Here is a 15,469-nt window from a genome sequence, read left to right on the forward strand (position 1 = left end):
CACCGAGCCCAGGGAGCAGACGGCCGTGCGCCCATCGGGCGCTGGTCCTGGGCCTCCCCGGAAGGCCCGGCTCGACGCGATCGGGGCGGGGCGGCCGATGCGGGACGGCGTCCGAAGCGGGGCGGAAATCGGTTGGCGGCGGCCGGGCCCGCGCCTAACCGTCGCCCGTGATGGAGATGTCCTTCCGGAGGCTGCCGGACAACCAGCACGAGATCCTCGTCCGTGCCCGCAAGGGGCCGGACGTCAGGCTGCCCGCCCAGCCCGTCGGCCCGACCGTGCCGCACGACCTGGTCCACGCCGTCGTGGAGACCGCCCTCGGCATCGAGGACGGCTTCTGGGGAGCGACGGCGCGAGGCGCCACCTTCCAGGGGTTCGAGCTCGTCACCCCGGGCCGGCACCGCCGGTCCGGCCTGAAGGTGCTGCGCCAGGACGGCGACGCCGTGATGGCCGCCGAGCTCTCCGTGAACTGGGCCTACCGGGCATGGCGCGGCCCCTCCACCGACGGCCGCGGCGTCGGCCCGGCCCCGCTGGACGCCGACGCGCCGGCCAGGACGGGTCCGCGCCTGGACGCCGCCGCGGCACGCTGGGCCGCGGTCCCAGAAGGCGGAGAACTGCTCTGGCGCTGGGGATCGGACCGCTGAAGGGTGCCGCGCCCCCTCGACCGGCACCGTGCGAAGATCCCTGTCATGGGGGACGAGGACGCGCGCAGCACCGGACCGGCGGGCGAGGCGGCGACGGAGGACGCAAGCCTGGTGTCGCTGCTGGGCGCGACGGTCCTCCGGGAGCCGCTCGGGCGGGTCGTGATCGAGCCCGTCGTCTGCCGGTGGTGCGAGTGGGACCGGTTCGAAGTGTCCGGGGGCGAGTGCTTCTGCGAGGGCTGCTGCCTGCCGGTCGGCCTGGCGGACGGAGACGTCCACGTGAGGGGGGCTTCCTGGAGACTCGCGCCGTCCGCCCCCTCGCTCCTTCGGCCGGGTGAGGCACTCCCCGCGCCCGCCGATCCCGTGTGCCCCGCCGGACACGACGTGTTCGAGGTCGTGGTCGCCCGCGTCCTCGCCGTCGACGGCCGGGTCCGCCGCCTGTCGGTCGGCCTGCGGTGTCCGGTCGACGGGACAGCGCGCCTCCACCTCGACGACGTGCGTGTGGTGACGGCCACCGGCGAGGACGACCGTGGTGCCGCGGACGAGGTGCTCCGGGGAGACTGACGCCCGGCCCGGATGTCCGGGCCCGTCGGCGTTCTGCTCGGCGTGACCTCCTGGGGCGGCCCCACCGGGGAATCCGGCGCGTCGCGATGAGTTTTCCGGCGCCCGGCGGTCTTACTGTCGAACCCGGTACCGAGGAGGCCTCCCATGCGCAGCGTGACCTATTCGATGGGCGTCTCGCTCGACGGCTACATCGTCGGGCCGGACGGCGGCTTCGACTGGTCGGAACCCGACGAGGAGGTCTTCCGCTTCTGGATCGAAGACATCCGGCAGGTCGGCGTCCACCTGCTGGGGCGGCGGCTGTACGAGACGATGCTGTACTGGGAGACCGCCGACCGGGACCGGGCGCTCGACGACGCGGAGCGCGAGTGGACCTCGCTCTGGAACCCGCTCCCGAAGGTGGTGTTCTCCAGGACCCTGTCGGCGGTGCGGGGCCGTGCCCGCCTGGCCTCCGGCAGCCTCGCGGAGGAGATCGAGCGGCTGCGGGCCGAGCCGGGGGAGGGCGACATCGCGATCGGCGGCGCGACCCTCGCCGCCGAGGCGGCCGCGTCGGACCTGATCGACGAGTACCGGACCGTGGTCCACCCGGTGCTGGTCGGCGGCGGCATTCCGTTCTTCCCCCGGCACGAGCGCCGGGTGGACCTCGAACTCGTCGAGACCCGCACCTTCCACTCGAAGTTCGTCTACCTCCGCCACCGTGTGGTGCGTTAGCCGAGCCCCTGCTCCCCGGGCCCGGCGCGCCGGACGCGCGTCGCCGGGCCCCGCCCGCCCGGTCAGCGGGACGGTGCCGCCGGACCGGTCGGAACGTCGCCGCGCAGCGTGATGCGGTGCATGACGCGGTGCCGGTCGCCGTAGTCGCGGTTGGCGTAGTGGGCCGTGCTGCGGTTGTCCCACAGCGCGACGTCCCCCGGCTGCCAGCGGTGCCGTACGACGTGCTCGGGCTTGGTGAGGTGGGCGTACAGGATGTCGAGGATTCCCCGGCTCTCGTGCTCCGAGACCCCCACGATGTGCGAGGTGAAGCCGGGGTTCACGAACAGGCCCTTGCGGCCGCTCTCGGGATGCACCCGCACCACCGGGTGCTCCACCGGCGTGAGGTGGGTGACCACCTCTCCCTCCCACACGTTGCCGCGCCCCTGCCTGCGCTGGGCCAGGTAGTAGCCGAACTCACGGGTGCCGTCGTGGACTGCGGTGAGCGTGTCGACGTACTCCCGCAGCCCCGGCGACAGCGACTCGTAGGCGAGCTGGCCGTCCGCCCAGTTGGTGTCGCCGCCGCTGGGAGGCAGCACGACGGCCCGCAGCACGGAGATCGCCGGCGGCCGCCGCACGAAGGTGACGTCGGTGTGCCACACGTCGGCGAACCCGTTGTCCTGGCTGTCCAGCGCGTACACCTCGGGCGCCACGTCACCGGAGTCGTGGACCGGGTGCCCGGCGGTGACCTCGCCGAGCCGCCTGCCGAACTCGATCTGCGCGGCGTCGTCCAGCCCGTGCTGACCGCGCACGAAGAGCACCTTGTACGCCACGAGTGCTTCGCGCAGGGCCAGGACCCGCTCGTCGTCGAGGCGGCCGAGGTCGATGCCGTGGACCTCGGCACCGAAGTGGGGCCCGAGTTCGACGACCGGGATCGCCGGCGCGGCGGGCCGTTCGCTGAGGATGCTCACCTGTGTGTCCTTTCCATGGGGTTCCGGTCAGGCCGCCGCGGCGTCCTTGACGGCGTGGGAGACCTGCGCGCGCAGTGCGGTGAACTCACGGGAGGCGCGCAGCTCCTCGGCGTCGACGTCCCCGCGCGGCAGATCGATCGGCAGGTCCAGGGCGACGGTCCCGGGGCTCTTGGTCAGCACCACGATGCGCGAGCCCAGGAACACCGCCTCTTCGGCCGAGTGCGTCACGAGCACCGTGGTCCGGCCGGTCCGTTCGGTCACCCGGCGGACGTCCTCCTGGAGCCGTTCCCGGGTCAGGGCGTCCAGCGCCGCGAACGGCTCGTCGAGCAGGAGCAGCGGATTCTCGGCGGCGAGGGCCCGCGCGATCGCGACGCGCTGCTGCTGACCGCCGGAGATCTCCCAGACGCGCCGGTTCTCGGTGCCCTCCAGACCGACCCGGGCCAGCAGCTCCGCGCGCCGCTCCGGCCACTGGCCGCGGTCGACGCCCGCATACCGCAGTGCCAGGTCGACGTTGCCCCGCACGGTCCGCCACGGGAACAGCCGGGGCGTCTGGAACACCACGCCGGCCGTCGCGCCGGGCCGCGACTCGCCGCCGGAGACCCGCACCGACCCCTGCGTGGGCCGCTCGAAGCCGGCGATCAGCCGCAGCAGCGTGCTCTTGCCGCAGCCCGAGGCACCCACCAGGACCAGGAACTCCCCGGCGGGGACGGCGAGATCGACCGGTCCCACGGCCGTGAAGGCCTCGCCGCCGCGGCCGTACCGGTGGGTGACGCCGTCGAGACGGACGGCACCGGCACGCCCGGTGTCGACCGCGACTCCCGCCCCGGTGCTCTCACTTGAGGACATCGGACAGCCCTTCGAGGTAGAACGCCTCGCGGACGACGGCCTCGGACGGGGCGGCGTCGATCTGCTTCTGCTCCGCCAGGAAACGCCCGGTGTCGGTGACGTAGTCGAGCAGCTTGCCCGGCTTGCCGTCGGTGCCCAGCCAGTCGGCGGAGACGACCTGCTCCGGGGTGAGGAACACGCCCTGCGTGAGCTGCGCCTCCGCGTCCGCCGTGCTGATGCCGAGCTCGGCCGCGACGGCCTTGACCGATCCCTCCCGGTCGGACGTGAGCAGGCGCAGCGCCTCGGCCTCCGCCTTGCGCCAGGCCCTGATCGCCCCGGGGTCCCGGGCGATCAGGTCGTCGGACACCACGGCCAGGTCCAGGGTCGGCTTGCCCGCCGCGCCGATCTCCTTGCTGCTGGTGAGCTGGGTGCCGGTCTTGCGCAGCTCGTCCAGGGTCGGCAGCCAGACGTAGGCGGCGTCGATGTCGCCCCGCTGCCACGCGGCGAGGATCGGCTGCGGCTGGAGGTCGATGAGCCGGACGTCGGACGGCGAGAGGCCGGCGGCCTTCAGCGCCGCCAGCAGGCTGTAGTGCGAGGTGGAGGCGAAGGGCGTCGCTATCTTCTTGCCCTTCAGCCCGGCGACCTCGGTGATGCCGGTCTCCTTGCGCGCCACGAGGCTCTCGTTCTCACCGGCGACGTCGAGGATCCACGCGACCTTGTACGGGATGGGCGAGCCGCCCGACACCCCCCGGGCGAACGGGCTGGAGCCGAGCGCGGCGATGTCGAGGGACTTGCCGAGGAACGCCTGGTTGACGCTCGCGCCCGAGTCGAACTTGATCCAGCTGATCTCGTGGTCCGGCAGCGCCTTCTCCAGCAGCTTCTTGTTCTTCACGAGCAGGTCGCCGCTGGGAAAGGCGAAGTAGCCGATGCGCAGCCGCTTCCCCCCACCGGACCCCGACGCCGCGCCGTCCGAGGAGCAGCCGGTGACGGCGGCGGAGACGGCGGCGAGGGCTCCGGCGAGGAGGAGACGACGGGACGGGCCTTGGGGGACACGGGACATGGCGGAGCCGTTTCTGTGCGATGAGGGTACGGGTGGAGAAGTCGTTCGCCGGAGCGGGAGGGGGGCGCCCGGACGAAGGGGGAGGCGGAACCGGGACCTACGCCCGGCCCCGCCACGGCACGACCGCGCGTTCCAGCCGCAGCAGCAGGCCGTCGATGATCAGACCGGACACGCCGATGGCGATGATGCCGACGACGACCACGGGGGTGTTGTTGTAGTTGGCCGCGTCCTTGACCATGCCGCCGATGCCGGGCAGGCCGTTGACCAGCTCGGCGGCGACCAGGGAGGAGTAGGCGACGCCGACGGCGAGCCGGACCCCGGTGAGCGTCTCCGGCAGCGCCGACGGCACGACGACGTCCCTGACGACGTCCCACCGCGACGCGCCGAGCGCGCGGGCCGCCTCGATCAGGCTCTTGGACACGGCCACCACGGCCGCGGTGGTGGACACCGCCACGGGCGGGAACGCGGCCACGGCGAGCAGCGTGACCTTGGGCTCCTCGTCGATGCCCAGCCAGATGATGAGCAGCGAGAAGTACGCCAGCGGCGGCAGCGTCCGCAGGAAGGTGATCCAGGGCTCGAACAGCGAGCGCACCCAGCCGACGGTGCCCATGACCAGCCCGAGGACCACTCCGGCCACGATGCCGATGCCGGCGCCGAGCGCGATGCGCCGCAGGCTGATGCCGAGGTGCTCGACGAGCGTGGTCCCGTTGTATCCGCGGACGCCGTCGTGCGTGGTGGAGACGGCGACGAACGCGTCCCACACCGTGGCCGGCCGGGGGACCAGCGTCTCGCTCCACGTCCCGCTCGCGGCGAGCAGCTGCCACAGGAGGAGGAAGAGCAGCAACGAGCCGAGGGGGAGCGCGGCATGGCGCAGGCGCGCCCGCCCACGTCCTGCCGGAAGGCGGGGACCGGGCGAGTCGGCGGCGGCCGGCGGGGCGCCGCCGGCGGTTTTGACAGGCGTGGTCGTGGACACGATGCGGTCCTCCAGAGACGCCGCCGGGGCACGGGCGATCGGCATCGGCGGTCGGAGACGGCCGCCGGCCCCGGGCGGGTGTGATGTGGAACGAGAAGAGGGGGAGAACGCCCTGTGCGAGGACGTGGAGACCGCCCCCGTGCGGGTGGGATCACCGCACGGCGGGGCGCGCCGGAGAGAACTCGGTCAGCGACAACACGAGCCCGGGCGACGGCACAGGTCGATGACCAGGCGGCGCACCAGGAGCTCGGAGTTCATGAGGCCCATTTCTACAACAGCCGCACCCCGGCACCAACACGCGTCCACCTTTTGGAACGCCCCGCCCGGCGGGACGCGGCGGGCGGGCCGGGTCCCGGCCGCCGCGCTATCGGGGCGGCGCACGGTCCGGTGACGCCGAAGGGCGTTCGGTGCCGAGGAGTTCGCGTACGAGCGCGGCGACCTGCTCCGTCTCGATGAGGAACCCGTCGTGGCCGTACGGCGACCCGATCACCCGGAGGGCGTCCGCGGTGGGGATGCCCGCCGCCAGCTCCGCCTGCTGCGACGGCGGATAGAGGCGGTCGGAGTCGACCGCCGCCACCAGCGTCCTCGCGCCCACCCGGCTCAGGGCGGCGCGCACGCCACCGCGGCCGCGCCCGACGTCGTGGCTGTTCGCGGCCTCGGACAGGACCACGTAGCTGCCCGCGTCGAACCGGTGCACGAGCTTGGCCGCGTGATGGTCCAGATAGGACCCGACCTGGTACCGCCCCCCGTGCCACGGGTCCTCCGCCCCCTGGGGCGAACGGCCGAAACGGGCCTGGAGTTCGGGCTCGCTGCGGTACGTCATGTGGGCGATCCGCCGGGCCTGGCCGAGCCCGGCACGCGGCCCCGGGCCGGTGCGGTGGTAGTGGCCGCCCCGCCAGTGCGGATCGGAGCGGACGGCGTGCAGTTGCACGTCGGTCCAGGCGATCTGCTCGGCGCTCGCCGCGGCGGTCGTGGCGAGCAGCAGGAGCGCCTCCGTACGCTCCGGATACGCCACCGCCCATTCCAGGGCCCGCATCCCGCCCACCGACCCGCCCACCACGAGGGCCCAGCGCTCGACGCCCAGCGCGTCGGCGAGGCCGGCCTCGGCCGCGACCTGGTCCCGCTGCGTCAGGAACGGGAAGTCACCGCCCCACGCCCTCCCCGACGGACCGGGCGAGGACGGCCCGGTACTGCCCTGGCAGCCGCCGAGCACGTTCGGCGCCACGACGAAGAAGCGGTCCGTGTCGAGCGCGCGGCCCGGGCCGATCAGACCGTCCCACCAGCCGGGCGTGGGGTGACCGGGCCCGGCGGGGCCGGCGGCGTGGCTGTCGCCGGTGAGGGCGTGCAGCACCAGCACCGCGTTGCGCCGGTCCGGTGCGAGCCGCCCCCACGTCTCGAACGCCAGCCGTATGCCGCCGAGTTCACCGCCCGCCTCCAGCACCAGCGGGTGCTCGCGCGCGTACCACTGGCGCCGCCCGGGCGGGTCCCCCTCCCGCCAGCCCCCGGAGGCCGGCGGGAGGGGGACCTGCGACGGCGTCAGGACGCCGTTCAGGACGCGCCCTTCGCCGCGCGGAACCCGGCCTCCAGGTCCGCCTTGAGGTCGGCGAGGTTCTCGATGCCGACCGAGAGGCGCACCAGACCCGGAGAGGTGCCGGTGGCCGCCAACTGCTGCGCGTCCAGCTGGCTGTGCGTGGTGGACGCCGGGTGGATGATGAGGCTGCGCACGTCGCCGATGTTGGCGAGGTGGCTGAACAGCTCGACGCCGTCCACGAACCGCTTGCCCGCCTCCACGCCGTCCCGCAGCTCGAAGGAGAGCACGGCGCCCGCACCGCGCGGCAGGTACCGCTGCCCCGCCTCGAACCAGCGGCTGGACTCCAGCCCCGGGTAGTGCACGGCGGCGACCTCGTCGCGCTGCTCCAGCCACTCCGCCAGGGCCTGGGCGTTCGCGGAGTGCCGCTCGATGCGCAGGCTGAGCGTCTCCACGCCCTGGAGGAGCAGGAAGGCGGAGTGCGGGGAGAGGGCGGGCCCGAGGTCGCGCAGCAACTGCACCCGCAGCTTGACGGCGAAGGCACCCGGCCCGAGCGCTGGCCAGTACCGCAGGCCGTGGTAGCTCGGGTCGGGCTCGGTGAAGTCCGGGAACCGCTCGGCACGGGCACCGAAGTCGAAGGTCCCGCCGTCGACCACGACACCCGCGATGGCGTTGCCGTGCCCGCCGAGGAACTTGGTCGCCGAGTGCACGACGATGTCCGCGCCGTGCTCGAGGGGCCGCAGCAGATAGGGGGTCGCCACGGTGTTGTCCACGATCAGCGGCACGCCGGCCTCGTGCGCCGCGTCCGCGACCGACCGGATGTCGAGCACGTTGCCGCGCGGGTTGCCCAGCGACTCCGCGAACAGCGCCTTGGTGTTCGGCCGGACCGCCGCGCGCCAGGCGTCCAGGTCGTCGGGGTCGTCGACGAAGGACACCTCGACGCCCAGCTTCGGCAGCGTGTGCCGGAAGAGGTTGTACGTGCCGCCGTACAGCGACGAGCTGGAGACGATGTGGTCCCCGGCGCTCGCGAGCGTGAGGATCGCCAGCGTCTCCGCGGCCTGCCCGGAGGCCAGCGCCACGGCGGCCACGCCGCCCTCCAGCGCCGTGACGCGCTGCTCGAAGACGTCCTGGGTGGGGTTGTGGATGCGGGTGTAGATGTTGCCGGGCTCGGCCAGCGAGAAGAGGTCGGCCGCGTGCTGCGTGTCCCGGAACACGAACGACGTCGTCTGGTAGATCGGCGTCGCGCGGGCGCCGGTCGTGGGGTCGGGCACGGCACCGGCGTGGATCTGCTTGGTCTCGAAGGACCACGCCGAGGTGTCGGGGCCGGGGTGCTCGTCCTCGGGGGTGTGGCCTGCGGTGACGGAGTCGACGGGCTGGCTCGGGCTCATGGTTCTCCCTGGGTGCGGGCGGGGGGATGCCTGGATGCGGAACGGGGACGCCGATGCGACCGCAGGCCGACGACCCGCGTCCGTACCCGGAGACGGGCAGGGTTCGGCGGTCGGCGCGATGCGGGGAAAGGCTGGTCGGACGTCGGAGGACGGAGTCAGCTCACGACGGAACAGGCCGTGGTGGTGACACGCACGTAGTCAACGTGGCGGCGGGTCACGAGCACGGTCATGGCATCAGGTAACCACAGGGAGGCGTGCGCGCACCAGCAGGGCACGCACGGGAAGGGGGCCGGGTCGTCGGTGCGCGGAATCCGTTCGTCCCGCACACCGACGCCCCGGCCCCCGGGGCCGAGGCCTCCTGATCGTCAGCGGTAGTCGTCCGGGTGGCCCTGCATCCAGGTGTTGATCTGGTCCCGCGTCCCGATCAGCAGGCTCTGGTGCTTCTTCAGGTTCTCGAAGGAACGGTCTCCGTCGAGCGCCCCGTTGAGCTTCCCGATCAGCGCGATCGGCTCGGGGAAGTGCCCGGGCCCCTTCGCGTCGCCCTTCATGGCCCGGTCCATCCTCTGGAGTTCGTCGTAGACCCGCCCGAGGAAGTAGGGACAGTTGCCCTGGTCGCCGCACGAGTCGTACAGGGTCGCCTGGAGTCTGGCGAAGGCGTCGCGCACGCGCTCGACCGAGGTCGTGTCGGGAAGCGGGGTCGTGTCCTGCGTGCCGGTCGGCGCGGCGCTCCCGCCCGCGTCCGTCGTCGGCGACGCGTCGCCGGCCTCCTGACCGGCCGGGGCCGTCGTGGTCACGGAGGTCGGCGCGCCGTTGTCGTTCGTGTCGGACGCGCCGCAGGAAACGCTGAGCAGGGCCAGCGCGACGGCGACGACCACCGTGCCGGGCGTCGAGGACTTGAGCATGGATCTCCCCCTGGATCGATGTGATGTGTCGGATGACCCTACAGAACGATCAGTTCCGGGGCGGTGGGAGCGGTGGTGCCGTGACACCCGCGCCGGAAACTCGGATGCGCGAGTCCGTGCGGCCCCCTAGGCTCCGCTCGCGGTCAAGGCACGGTGCCGTACCGGCCGTCGGAGCATCGGAGACGTACGAGGTATGACCAGCCATCTGTTCGCGATCTGCTTCCGCGCGACCCGGCCCGCCGACCTGGCGCGGTTCTGGTCGGGGCTCCTGGGCTGGGAGCCGGCCGCCGGTCCGGACGACGGCATCGCGATCCTGCCTCCCGACGGCGCCGGGTTCCGCATCCGCTTCCTGCCGGGCCCGGAGCCCGAGTCCGGCCGGAACCGGGCGCACTTCGACCTGACGAGCGCCTCCCCGGAGCAGCAGCGGCGGACGGTGGCCAGGGCGCTGGAGCTCGGCGGGGAACACCTCGACGTGGGCCAGCTCCCGGAGGAGGAGCACGTGGTGCTCGCCGATCCGGACGGCAACGAGTTCTGCGTCATCGAGGCGGGCAACAAGTTCCTCGCCGACACCGGCTCCATCGGGGCACTGGCCTGCGACGGCACTCAGGCGGTCGGGTACTTCTGGAGCGAGGCACTGCGGTGGCCGCTGGTCTGGGACCAGGACGAGGAGACCGCGATCCAGTCCCCGGACGGCGGCACGAAGATCACCTGGGGCGGTCCTCCGGTGGCGCCGAAGACCGGCCCGAACAGGCTGTACTTCGAGCTGGCGCTCCCCGCCGGGGCCGACGCGGAGGCGGAACTCGACCGCCTCGTAGCCCTCGGCGCGACGCGCGCCGAAGCCGGTGAGGGGGACGGCGACCGGGTGATGATGCTCGATCCCGACGGCAACGAGTTCTCCGTCCGCACGTCCCGGTAGCGCAGCCGCCGCGTACTGCCGTACGGCCGTACGCGGCGGCTCACCCGGCGACGGTCCTCACGAGCCGTCGCGCAGCCCCCACGGGGAGCCGTACTCCGTGAGGAGGTCGAGGAAGGGACGGGGCGGGAGGGCCTCGGGGCCGAGGACGCCGGTGGCGTTCCAGGCGCCGGTGGAGAGGAGTTCCAGGGCGACGACAGGGTTGATCGCGGTCTGCCAGACGACGGCCTGGGAACCGTACTCCCGCATCGACCACTGGTTGTCGACCACGTGGTAGAGGTACACCTCCCGCGGCGCGCCGTCCTTCGTGCCCTTCACCCAGGTGCCGGCGCAGGTCTTGCCGGTCATCCGGTCGCCCAGGGTCGCCGGGTCGGGCAGGCAGGCGGCGACGACGTCGCGCGGGGAGACGCGCACGGGACCGTCCCCACCGGGCACCGTGACCTCGGCCGTGGAGTCCAGACCCAGCTCGTGGAGCGTCTTCAGCTTGGCGATGAAGTCGTCGCCGAGCCCGTACTTGAAGGTGACGCGGCGCGCCTCCACCCAGCGCGGGATCAGCAGCACCTCCTCGTGCTCGACGTTGACGCACTCCACCGGGCCGATGCCCTCGGGGAAGTCGAAGACCTCGGGCTCGCTGAAGGGCGCGCTGGTGAACCAGCCGCGGTCCTTCTCGTAGATCACGGGCGGGTTGAGGCACTCCTCGATCGTCGTCCAGATGCTGAAGGACGGGGCGAAGTCGTACCCCTCGACGGTGAGGTTCGCGCCGTCGCGGACGCCGACCTCCTCGATCTCGTCGAAGAGCTCGTCGGCGGCGTACCGGGCGAAGACGTCGGAGAGGCCGGGCTCCACGCCCATGCCGACCAGGGCCAGACGGCCCGCCTCCTCCCACTGCCCGGCCAGCTCGAACTGCTCGTCGCCGAGCTTGACGCCGCACTCCTCGTACGGACGCTCCGGGTGCGGCGCCGACAGGGACATCGCCATGTCCACGTAGTGCGCGCCGGCGTCCAGGGCGGCCCGGAAGAGGGGCATCACGAACCGCGGGTCTGTCGCGTTCAGGAGCACGTCGCAGTTCTGCTCGGTGAGGACCCGGCTCACCGCGTCCCGGTCCGAGGCGTCGAGCCGCAGCGCGCTGAACCGGTCGCCCCGCCCGCCGAGGGAGGCGACGGCGGCCTCGGCGCGGGCCGGGTCGTAGTCGGCGACCACCATGTGGGTGAGGAACTCCCTGCGGGCCGCGATGCGGGTGATGGCGGTACCGACGCCGCCCGCTCCGATGAGAAGTACTCGCACGTCATTCACCTTCCGTCCGGGAGGCGGACGCCTCCGGCAGACCCGATGCAACGGGACGCGACACACTAAGGTCAATCGTGTTGGCATAAGAGGGCGTGTCGTGTCGTGCCGGTGGCACGGCGGCCCGGTCCCGGGGTGGTGGAGCATGGCGAAGAAAGTGGTGCCCGAGGCGGAACGGCGCAGGCGGCGCCCCACCCGCACCGGCACGGTCCTGTCGGAGGGGATCATCGTGGACACCGCGCTGCGGATGCTCCGGGAGCACGGCAGCGGCGGGCTCACCGCGCGGCGCCTCGGCGCGGCCCTGGGGGCGGACCCCAGCACCCTCTACCGGTACTTCGCCGGCATGGACGACCTGACCCGCGCGATCGGCGACGAGCTGATGGGACGGGCGCTCGCCGGGTGGCGGCCGACCGGGGACTGGCGGACCGACCTGCGGTCCCTGGGCCTTGCCGTCCACGCCTCCTACCTGGCGCATCCGCAGGCCGCCGTGCTCACGGCCAGCCGGGTCACCGGCCGGCCGCGCGAGATCGCCGTGGACGAGACGATCCTCGGCATCCTGCGCGGCGCGGGCCTGTCCGATCCGGCCGCGGTGCACGCCTATCACGCGTTCATCGACCAGAGCCTCGCCTTCGCCGCGCTGGACGCGGGATCACTCGCGCTGACGGACGAGGCGCGGGCGGTGGACGAGGAGATGTGGCAGTCCACGTACGCCCTCCTGCCGGCCGAGACCCACCCCCACATCGCCGCCACGGCGCACCTCCTGGCCCGGCGCATGCCCCACAGCGCGTACCCGGCCGTCCTGGAGATGCTCCTCGACCACGTGGCGACGCGGATCGGGGGAGGGGGCGGGGGCGAGGAGACCCCGCACGGGTGACCGACGCGCCCCGCGCCCCGCGCCCCCTCGCCCCGCGAAAAGCCCGCCGAGAGGACGCGGGAACCTACGGGCGGCGAGCGGACGGGGTCGACGGGGAGGTGTCCTCGCGACGCCCCTGACGGACGACGGCCGCGCGTTCCGGATCGTCCAGCGGGGTGTCCACCCGCAGCCAGCGGTAGCCGTACGGCGCCAGGCCGACGTCGACGCGACCGCCCGCCGACGCCTCGACGGTGTCGCCGGTGAACAGGTCGGTGAGCGGACGGCCGCCCTTCAGGCCCGGTACGGTCACGGCCGCGTCGATCCGCCGGGACGAGAAGTTGTGCAGGGCGAGGACCGCTCCCTCGGGGAGGGAACTGAGGTGGGCCAGTACGCCCGGATCGTCCGCGTCGAGCACCTCGGTGCGGCCCCAGGCGAGCTCGGGGGCCTCGCGGTACCGCTCGATCAGCGTCCGGACACGGGTGAGGAGCGAGTCCGGGTCGTGCGCCTGGTCGTGCACGTTCACCCGCTCCGGCCCGTACGCGCCCTCGGCCATCGGATTGGGGAAGTCACCGCTCGGCGCGGTGGAGAACCCGGCACTCCGGTCCGCCGTCCACTGCATGGGGGTGCGGACGGCCTGCCGCCCCTCGGCGGCGAGGTTCTCGCCCATCCCGATCTCCTCGCCGTAGAACAGCACGGGCGTGCCGGGCAGGGTGAACAGCAGGCTGTAGGCCAGCTCCACGCGGCGGCGGTCGCCGCCGACCATCGGGGGCAGCCTGCGGCGCAGGCCCCTGCCGTACAGCTGCATGTCCTTCTCCGGGCCGAAGGCCGCGAACACCTCGGCGCGCTCGTCGTCGTCCAGCTTGTCGAGCGTCAGCTCGTCGTGGTTGCGGACGAAGGTCGCCCAGTGCCCGTCGCGCGGCGCCTCCGGGCGCTCGCGCAGGGCCGCCGCCAGCGGTCCGGCCTCCCCGCGGGCGAAGGACAGGTACATCTTCTGCATGCCGATGAAGTCGAAGCACATGGTCAGCTCGTCGCCCCGCTCGGACTCCGGGCCGCCGAAGAACTCCATGGTCTCGGGATAGGGCAGGTTGACCTCGCCGAGCAGGACCGCCTCCCCGTTGCGGCGCCCGAGGAAGGCCCGCAGGTCGGCCAGGTAGTCGTGCGGATCGGGCAACTGACCCGCGTCCTCCTGGCCGTCGGTCTCCAGCAGGAAGGGGACCGCGTCGACGCGGAAGCCGGAGAGCCCGAGCTGCGTCCAGAAGCCCATGATGCGGGCTATCTCGTCGCGCACGGCGGGATGGGCCACGTTGAGGTCGGGCTGCTGCCGGTAGAAGCGGTGCAGGTAGTACTGCTCGGTCTTCTCGTCGTACTCCCACAGGCTCTTCTCGGCGTCGGGGAAGACGACGCCCTCCGGCCCGTCCTCGGGCGGCTCGTCGCACCAGACGTACCAGTCGCGGCGGGCGGACGTACGGCTGGAGCGGGATTCCTTGAACCACGGGTGCTGGTCGGAGGTGTGGTTGACCACCAGGTCGGCGATGACCCGGATGCCCCGGTCGCGGGCGGTCCGCACGAACTCGGTGAAGTCCCCGAGGGTGCCGAGGCGCGGGTCGACGCCGTAGAAGTCGGTGATGTCGTAGCCGTCGTCCCGTTCCCGGGTCGGATAGAACGGCATCAGCCACACGCAGGTGACGCCGAGGCGCACGAGGTGGTCGATCCGCTGGGTCAGGCCCGCGAAGTCGCCGATGCCGTCCCCGTCGCCGTCCTGGTACGTCTCGACGTCCAGGCAGTACACGACCGCGTTCTTCCACCACAGGTCGGAGGTCCGGGTCAGTCTCATCGGGCGTCCTCCGCACGCACGGGCCCGGCCGGGGTCGCGTCGAGCCGGGGCAGCACCTTGGCGCCGAACGCGTCGACGAACGCGCTCTGTTCGCGGCCGACGTGGTGCAGCATGATCGTGTCGAAGCCGAGGTCGGCGTACTCCTGGAGCCAGGCCGCGTGCTGTCCGAGGTCCGACGAGACGTTGACCGCCTCCGCGACCCGCTCCGGCGTGACGTGTTCGCTGACCCGGTCGAACAGCTCGGCCGTGTCCAGGTCCCAGCTCACCGGCGGGCCGTGCACGTTGGTGCGCCACTGGTCGTGCGCGACGGCGAGCGCGGTGTCCGGGTCGGGGTCCCAGCTGAGGTGAACCTGGAGGTGCAGCCGGCCCGCGCCCCCGGCGGAGCGGTAGGCGTCCACGATCCGGCGCAGGCGCTCGTGCGGGGCGTTGACGGTGATGAGCCCGTCGGCCCACTCGGCACACCAGCCCGCGGTGGCCTCGCTGCACGCGGCGCCGAGCAGCGGCGGCACGGTCTCGGGAAGGGTCCACAGACGCGCCCGGTCCACGGTCACCAGGCCGTCGTGGCTCACCTCCTCGCCGCGCAGCAGCGCCCGGATGACGTCGACGCACTCGCGCAGCCGCGCGTTGCGCACGTCCTTGCGCGGCCAGCGGTCGCCGGTGACGTGCTCGTTGGACGCCTCGCCGCTGCCCAGGGCCGCCCAGAAGCGGCCCGGGTACATGGCGGCGAGGGTGCCGACGGCCTGGGCGACGATCGCGGGGTGGTAGCGCTGCCCGGGCGCGTTGACGACGCCGAAGGGGATGCGGTCGGTGGCCTGGAGGGCGGAGCCGAGCCAGGACCACGCGAACCCGGACTCGCCCTGCCGGACGCTCCAGGGCGAGAAGTGGTCCGAGCACATGGCGGCGCCGAAACCGGCCTCCTCCGCGCGGACGGCCGCGGCCAGGAGGTCGGCGGGGGGCACCTGTTCGTGCGAGGCGTGGAATCCGTAGACGGTCATGGGCCGCGTGTACCCCGGGGCGCGGGGATCAGGCGGCACACCCCGCGAGATGACGAC

At 73.1% G+C, this 15,469-nt stretch carries 15 protein-coding genes; 5 read left to right on the forward strand and 10 right to left on the reverse strand.

Annotated features, from left to right (window positions below; translation table 11 throughout):
- Positions 1–170 precede the first annotated feature (170 nt).
- The 3 genes from ACIP5O_RS18815 (at position 171) to ACIP5O_RS18825 (ending at position 1,910) form a co-directional block, all read left to right on the forward strand.
- Positions 171–641 (forward strand): hypothetical protein, encoded by a 471-nt coding sequence (locus ACIP5O_RS18815; protein ID WP_401294615.1) that lies wholly within the window; start codon positions 171–173, stop codon positions 639–641.
- A gap of 45 nt (positions 642–686) precedes the next feature.
- On the forward strand, positions 687–1,202 hold the full coding sequence (locus ACIP5O_RS18820; RefSeq protein WP_401294617.1) for a hypothetical protein: 516 nt from the start codon (positions 687–689) through the stop codon (positions 1,200–1,202).
- A 144-nt stretch (positions 1,203–1,346) separates the two neighbouring features.
- Complete coding sequence (locus tag ACIP5O_RS18825) at positions 1,347–1,910, forward strand: dihydrofolate reductase family protein (protein ID WP_401294619.1); 564 nt, start codon at positions 1,347–1,349, stop codon at positions 1,908–1,910.
- Between the two features lie 62 nt (positions 1,911–1,972).
- On the opposite strand, the gene ACIP5O_RS18830 is transcribed toward ACIP5O_RS18825, so the two are convergent.
- The 7 genes from ACIP5O_RS18830 to ACIP5O_RS18860 form a co-directional block, all read right to left on the reverse strand.
- Positions 1,973–2,857, reverse strand: coding sequence for a TauD/TfdA dioxygenase family protein (locus tag ACIP5O_RS18830; RefSeq protein ID WP_401294621.1), 885 nt, complete (start codon positions 2,855–2,857; stop codon positions 1,973–1,975).
- 27 nt (positions 2,858–2,884) lie between these two features.
- Positions 2,885–3,703 (reverse strand): ABC transporter ATP-binding protein, encoded by an 819-nt coding sequence (locus tag ACIP5O_RS18835; protein WP_401294623.1) that lies wholly within the window; start codon positions 3,701–3,703, stop codon positions 2,885–2,887.
- Positions 3,690–4,742 (reverse strand): ABC transporter substrate-binding protein, encoded by a 1,053-nt coding sequence (locus ACIP5O_RS18840; RefSeq protein ID WP_401294625.1) that lies wholly within the window; start codon positions 4,740–4,742, stop codon positions 3,690–3,692. The genes ACIP5O_RS18835 and ACIP5O_RS18840 overlap by 14 nt, the downstream gene beginning before the upstream one ends.
- Before the next feature lie 97 nt (positions 4,743–4,839).
- Positions 4,840–5,715, reverse strand: coding sequence for an ABC transporter permease (locus ACIP5O_RS18845; protein WP_401294627.1), 876 nt, complete (start codon positions 5,713–5,715; stop codon positions 4,840–4,842).
- Positions 5,716–6,079: 364 nt separating this feature from the next.
- The gene (locus ACIP5O_RS18850; RefSeq protein ID WP_401294721.1) at positions 6,080–7,267 is read right to left on the reverse strand and encodes a homoserine O-acetyltransferase; all 1,188 of its coding nucleotides are present in this window, start codon (positions 7,265–7,267) and stop codon (positions 6,080–6,082) included.
- Complete coding sequence (locus ACIP5O_RS18855; RefSeq protein WP_401294628.1) at positions 7,264–8,631, reverse strand: bifunctional o-acetylhomoserine/o-acetylserine sulfhydrylase; 1,368 nt, start codon at positions 8,629–8,631, stop codon at positions 7,264–7,266. Before ACIP5O_RS18855 ends, ACIP5O_RS18850 begins: the two co-directional genes overlap by 4 nt.
- Before the next feature lie 365 nt (positions 8,632–8,996).
- Positions 8,997–9,533, reverse strand: a complete 537-nt coding sequence (locus ACIP5O_RS18860; RefSeq protein ID WP_401294630.1) for a hypothetical protein — start codon at positions 9,531–9,533, stop codon at positions 8,997–8,999.
- 193 nt (positions 9,534–9,726) lie between these two features.
- On the opposite strand from ACIP5O_RS18860, the gene ACIP5O_RS18865 reads away from it, so the two are divergent.
- Entirely contained in the window at positions 9,727–10,449 is a 723-nt protein-coding gene (locus ACIP5O_RS18865; RefSeq protein WP_401294632.1) for a VOC family protein, read from the forward strand.
- 57 nt (positions 10,450–10,506) lie between these two features.
- On the opposite strand, the gene ACIP5O_RS18870 is transcribed toward ACIP5O_RS18865, so the two are convergent.
- A complete protein-coding gene (locus ACIP5O_RS18870) occupies positions 10,507–11,730 on the reverse strand; it encodes a saccharopine dehydrogenase family protein (RefSeq protein ID WP_401294634.1) in 1,224 nt (407 codons plus the stop codon).
- Positions 11,731–11,875: 145 nt separating this feature from the next.
- Between ACIP5O_RS18870 and ACIP5O_RS18875 the strand changes: the two genes are divergently transcribed.
- Positions 11,876–12,604, forward strand: a complete 729-nt coding sequence (locus ACIP5O_RS18875) for a TetR/AcrR family transcriptional regulator (protein ID WP_401294636.1) — start codon at positions 11,876–11,878, stop codon at positions 12,602–12,604.
- Between the two features lie 64 nt (positions 12,605–12,668).
- On the opposite strand, the gene ACIP5O_RS18880 is transcribed toward ACIP5O_RS18875, so the two are convergent.
- Positions 12,669–14,417 carry an alpha-amylase family protein gene (locus tag ACIP5O_RS18880; protein WP_401294638.1) on the reverse strand — a complete coding sequence of 583 codons (1,749 nt, stop codon included), beginning with the start codon at positions 14,415–14,417 and terminating at the stop codon, positions 12,669–12,671.
- Positions 14,414–15,412, reverse strand: coding sequence for a TIGR03885 family FMN-dependent LLM class oxidoreductase (locus tag ACIP5O_RS18885; protein ID WP_401294640.1), 999 nt, complete (start codon positions 15,410–15,412; stop codon positions 14,414–14,416). The genes ACIP5O_RS18880 and ACIP5O_RS18885 overlap by 4 nt, the downstream gene beginning before the upstream one ends.
- Positions 15,413–15,469 lie beyond the last annotated feature (57 nt).

This window comes from Streptomyces sp. NPDC088915 (assembly GCF_044749825.1).
Classification (GTDB): Bacteria; Actinomycetota; Actinomycetes; order Streptomycetales; family Streptomycetaceae; genus Streptomyces.

What these genes read in the sequence shown, in the direction of transcription:
- ACIP5O_RS18815 (WP_401294615.1), top strand. Translation starts at nt 171, where the DNA reads ATGGAGATGTCCTTCCGGAGGCTGCCGGACAACCAGCACGAGATCCTC.
- ACIP5O_RS18820 (WP_401294617.1), top strand. Translation starts at nt 687, where the DNA reads ATGGGGGACGAGGACGCGCGCAGCACCGGACCGGCGGGCGAGGCGGCG.
- ACIP5O_RS18825 (WP_401294619.1), top strand. Translation starts at nt 1,347, where the DNA reads ATGCGCAGCGTGACCTATTCGATGGGCGTCTCGCTCGACGGCTACATC.
- ACIP5O_RS18835 (WP_401294623.1), bottom strand. Translation starts at nt 3,703, where the DNA reads ATGTCCTCAAGTGAGAGCACCGGGGCGGGAGTCGCGGTCGACACCGGG.
- ACIP5O_RS18840 (WP_401294625.1), bottom strand. Translation starts at nt 4,742, where the DNA reads ATGTCCCGTGTCCCCCAAGGCCCGTCCCGTCGTCTCCTCCTCGCCGGA.
- ACIP5O_RS18855 (WP_401294628.1), bottom strand. Translation starts at nt 8,631, where the DNA reads ATGAGCCCGAGCCAGCCCGTCGACTCCGTCACCGCAGGCCACACCCCC.
- ACIP5O_RS18860 (WP_401294630.1), bottom strand. Translation starts at nt 9,533, where the DNA reads ATGCTCAAGTCCTCGACGCCCGGCACGGTGGTCGTCGCCGTCGCGCTG.
- ACIP5O_RS18865 (WP_401294632.1), top strand. Translation starts at nt 9,727, where the DNA reads ATGACCAGCCATCTGTTCGCGATCTGCTTCCGCGCGACCCGGCCCGCC.
- ACIP5O_RS18875 (WP_401294636.1), top strand. Translation starts at nt 11,876, where the DNA reads ATGGCGAAGAAAGTGGTGCCCGAGGCGGAACGGCGCAGGCGGCGCCCC.
- ACIP5O_RS18880 (WP_401294638.1), bottom strand. Translation starts at nt 14,417, where the DNA reads ATGAGACTGACCCGGACCTCCGACCTGTGGTGGAAGAACGCGGTCGTG.
- ACIP5O_RS18885 (WP_401294640.1), bottom strand. Translation starts at nt 15,412, where the DNA reads ATGACCGTCTACGGATTCCACGCCTCGCACGAACAGGTGCCCCCCGCC.